This window comes from Hyalangium sp. (genome assembly GCF_035629615.1).
Lineage (GTDB): Bacteria > Myxococcota > Myxococcia > Myxococcales > Myxococcaceae > Hyalangium.
Window position 1 is genome coordinate 1 of the sequence record NZ_DASPHO010000885.1, and the last position, 3,653, is coordinate 3,653.

2 protein-coding genes are annotated in these 3,653 nt (G+C 70.4%); one reads left to right on the forward strand and one right to left on the reverse strand.

All coding sequences use genetic code 11. The features are described from left to right. A partial coding sequence (locus VD972_RS44225) for a tetratricopeptide repeat protein (protein WP_414654244.1) occupies positions 1 to 2,065 on the forward strand: 2,065 nt, incomplete at its 5' end. 181 nt (positions 2,066 to 2,246) lie between these two features. Here the strand turns inward: VD972_RS44225 and VD972_RS44230 are convergent. After that, positions 2,247 to 3,653, reverse strand: a 1,407-nt coding sequence (locus tag VD972_RS44230; protein WP_324995963.1) for a sensor histidine kinase, incomplete at its 5' end; no start/stop codon positions are given.

Here is a 3,653-nt window from a genome sequence, read left to right on the forward strand (position 1 = left end):
CGAGGCGCTGCACCGGGCTCAGCTGGCGCTCGCGCTGTTGGAGGCGGGCGTCGGAGAGGAGGCGCGCGCCGCGGCTCGCCGGGCCACCGAAGTGGAGCCCTCGTCCGCCACGGGCTGGCGCGTGCTCGGGTGGGCGCTGGAGCACGACGCCCTGGGCCGCCGCTTCAAGCCGGGCTTCGACTACCCAGGGGCTGTCGCCGCCTACCGAAAGGCGCGCGCGCTGGATCCAACCGACTTCGAGACGCGCGGCGACCTGGGCATCCTCCTCGAGTACGGCCCCCGGGGTGAGCGCTACGGCGCGGACTCGCGGCTGGAGGAGGCGGTGGACGAGTACAAGGCCCTGCGGGAGGAGCTGAGCCGCAAGGACATGGACGACCACCTGTTGCTCGACCTGTTCCTGCTGGAGCGGTACCCGGAGCTGCTGAAGCTGGCCAACGGCATGGAGCCCTCGCCGCTGCGCAACAGCGTGCGGCTGAGCGCCTCGGCGCTGGTGGACGGCCCGGCGGCGGCAGTGAAGAACGCGGCGAAGTGGGTGCCTCCAATCGACGCCCGGCGCGAGGCGCTGGAGGATGCCGCGGACCGCCTGCTGCGCCTGCGGCGCTACCCGGAGGCTCACGCGCTGCTGACCGAGGCGGCACGAGGCGCGTCGGATGCGGTGGAGAAGCAGCGGCGACTCACCCCGCTGTCGAAGGCGAAGCGCTTCGAGCGCAAGTCCTTGAAGAGCGACGATCCGCGCGCGGTGGTGCAGCGCCTCTTCCTGGCGGTGCTGGACGAAGACGGCGGCAAGGCGCAGGTGGAGGGGCTGATCCACAAGTCCGCGCTCGCCGCCGAGCCGGAGCTGGTGAACGAGGTGACTCGGACGATCCGGCTCCTGCTGAACCGCGGGGTGCTGGCGGAGGTGCCACAGAGCTCCGCGGCGGATCTGGCACTCTCGTTGGTGGAGATGAGGGTGGAGGGGGACGCGAAGCGGGGCTACCGCATCCAGTCGCGCCTGCCCTTCGAGGGCTCCAGCGGCTCCGAGAACTGGTTCATCGTGCGCTCGGGGAGTGAACTCCGGCTGCTGGGAACGGGGTACGACTACGGGGTGCTCGGGCAGGAGGCGATGCGACGCACGGAGGCGGGAGATCTGGAGGGCGCGCGGCAGTGGCTGGACTGGGCGCGGGACTCGATGCCGTCGACGCTCACCGAGAACCAGGCCGGCGCCAACTTCCTGCGCCTGTGGAAGAAAGGAACGGCCGCCGGCAAGGACGAGCTTCGGGTGGCTGCGGCGAGCCTGATGGCGTTCGGCAACCAGGCCGTGCGGGCCATCCCCTTCCTGAGCCTGGCGCGCGAGCGAGCGGCGACGGATACGGAGCGGCGGGGGTTCGACCGGGACCTGCTGGCGGCTTACTACCAACTGAAGCGCCTGCCCGAGATGCTGGAGACGGCGGACCGGCTGCTGGAGATGGCGCCGGTGGACGAGTCTGCCTACTTCCAGGCGACCTACGCGCTTCGGCAGCTGGACCGGCCGGACGAGCTGGCAAGGCGGGCGGAGGCCCGGCTGAAGCTGCTGCCGGACGACGACAAGGCCCTGGAGACGCTGGCGAGCGCGGCGACGATGCGTGGGGAGCTGGTGAAGGCGCAGGAGTACCGGCGGCGGATCGTGGAGGCTGGCAGGGCGACGGCGCACACGTACAACGAGCTGGCCTGGAACACGCTCTTCCTGGGGAAGGTGGACGAGGCGGCGGTGGAGGACGCGCTGAAGGCCAACACGCTCACGAGCTACGGCAACGCGTCCTACGTGCACACGCTGGCCACGCTCTACGCGGAGTTGGGCAAGGGGCAGGAGGCGCGGCAGCTGCTGCTCAAGTCACTGGAGCTGCACGGAGCCAGCGCGCTGCAGTCCTATGACTGGTACGTGGTGGGACGGATCGCAGAGGGCTACGGGCTGGTGGAGGAGGCACGAGCGGCCTACCAGCGAGCGAAGAGCCCCAAGGCGGACATCAACAGCGTGGACTCGCTGGCCACCACGCGGCTCAAGACGCTGGACAAGGTCCCGAGAACGGTGGCGAAGCCAGCTCCGTAACAGTGGATGGCCGGCCCTGGCGGACGCAGGCTCGGACTCAGGCGGCCTGCCGGCGGCGAAGGGCCTCAACCTGTCAGACAAGCGGACAGGTTCTTGGAGGCGGCGGGAATCGAACCCGGTAAAGACTTCCCTGCACGGCTCTCCCAGAGCGGGCTTGGCGGAGCTCTGTGGGGGACGCTCGTCACGACGAACGGCGCAGGGGCTCCGTCGACGCGTCCTCCTGGGCTGGGGGCAGCACCACCTCGAAGGTGGCGCCGTGCCCCAGCTCACTTTGCACGCGGATCTCACCGCCCATGGCCTGGACATAGGTGTGGCAGATGGAGAGTCCCAGCCCCGTCCCCACTCCCACCGGCTTGGTGGTGAAGAAGGGCTCGAAGATGCGCGGCAACACCTCTGGAGTGATGCCAGTGCCGGTGTCTCGGACCGACACCACGGCTCGGCCCCGCTCATCCTGGCGCGTGGTGACACGGAGCTCGTTGGCCTGTGGGTGGCCCTCGGGGATGGCCTGGGCCGCGTTCATCAGCAGGTTGAGGAAGACCTGGCCCAGCCGCTTCTCGTCTACCAACACGGGCGGTACCGCCCCGTAGTCCTTCACCACCCGGGCGCGGGGACGTATCTGTCCGTCAGCAACGGAGAGCGCTGAGTCCAGCACCGCGTGGAGCTCCACCCGCCCCCGGTGCGTGGGGGCCAGGCGCGAGAACGTCCGCAGATCCTGGACGATGCGGCGGACGCGATCCGCGCCCTGCAGCGCTTCGCCGAGCGCCTGCTCCACCTCCCCCCAGCGCTCCCCCTTCCCCTCCTGCCGTGAGGCCTCGCGCACCTCCTCGGAGGCGAAGTTCAGGTTGGAGATGATGAAGGCCAGCGGGTTGTTGATCTCGTGCCCGACCCCCGCGGCAAGCGTGCCCACCGCCGCCATCTTCTCGGCGTGGACGAGCCGCTCGCGGGTGGCCTGCAGCTCCTCGAGGCGGGTGCTCAGGTGGGCGTTGACAGTGGCCAACTCGGCGGTGCGCTCGCTGACGCGGGCCTGCAGCTCTTGAGCACGCAGGCGCAGCTGGCGCAGGCGCAGCCACACCACGCTGGCCACTCCCAGCACGGCCGCCAGCGCGCACACCACGCGGAACAGGAGCGTCTGATGGAAGCGAGGCCGCAGGTAGAACCGCAGCTCCGCCAGGGGGGATAACAGCCCTCCCTCGGTGGACTGCGCCATCACCTGGAACCGGTAGTGCCCCGGTGGCAGGTGCGTGTAGTAGGCCACGCGCCGCGGCCCGGCCTCCACAGGCCCCACGTCAATGGCCTCGAGTTGGTAGCGGAAGTGCAGACTCTGCGGGTCACGCAGCCCCGGGGACGTATAGTGGATCTCCACGCTCCCCTCCCCCGGGGGGATGCTGCCCCACCCGGCCGGGGGCACGACGCGCCCATCCACTCGAAGCTGCTCGATGAGCGCTCGCGGCGGGGCCTTGCGCTGCTCTCCCTGCGTCAAGTCGTAGCTGACGGCGCCACGAATGGTGGGGAACCACAGCCGGCCATCGCGGGTACGGATCCCCGCGGGCGAAGTCCCTCCGGTGCACTCCGCGGAGCGCATCCCGTC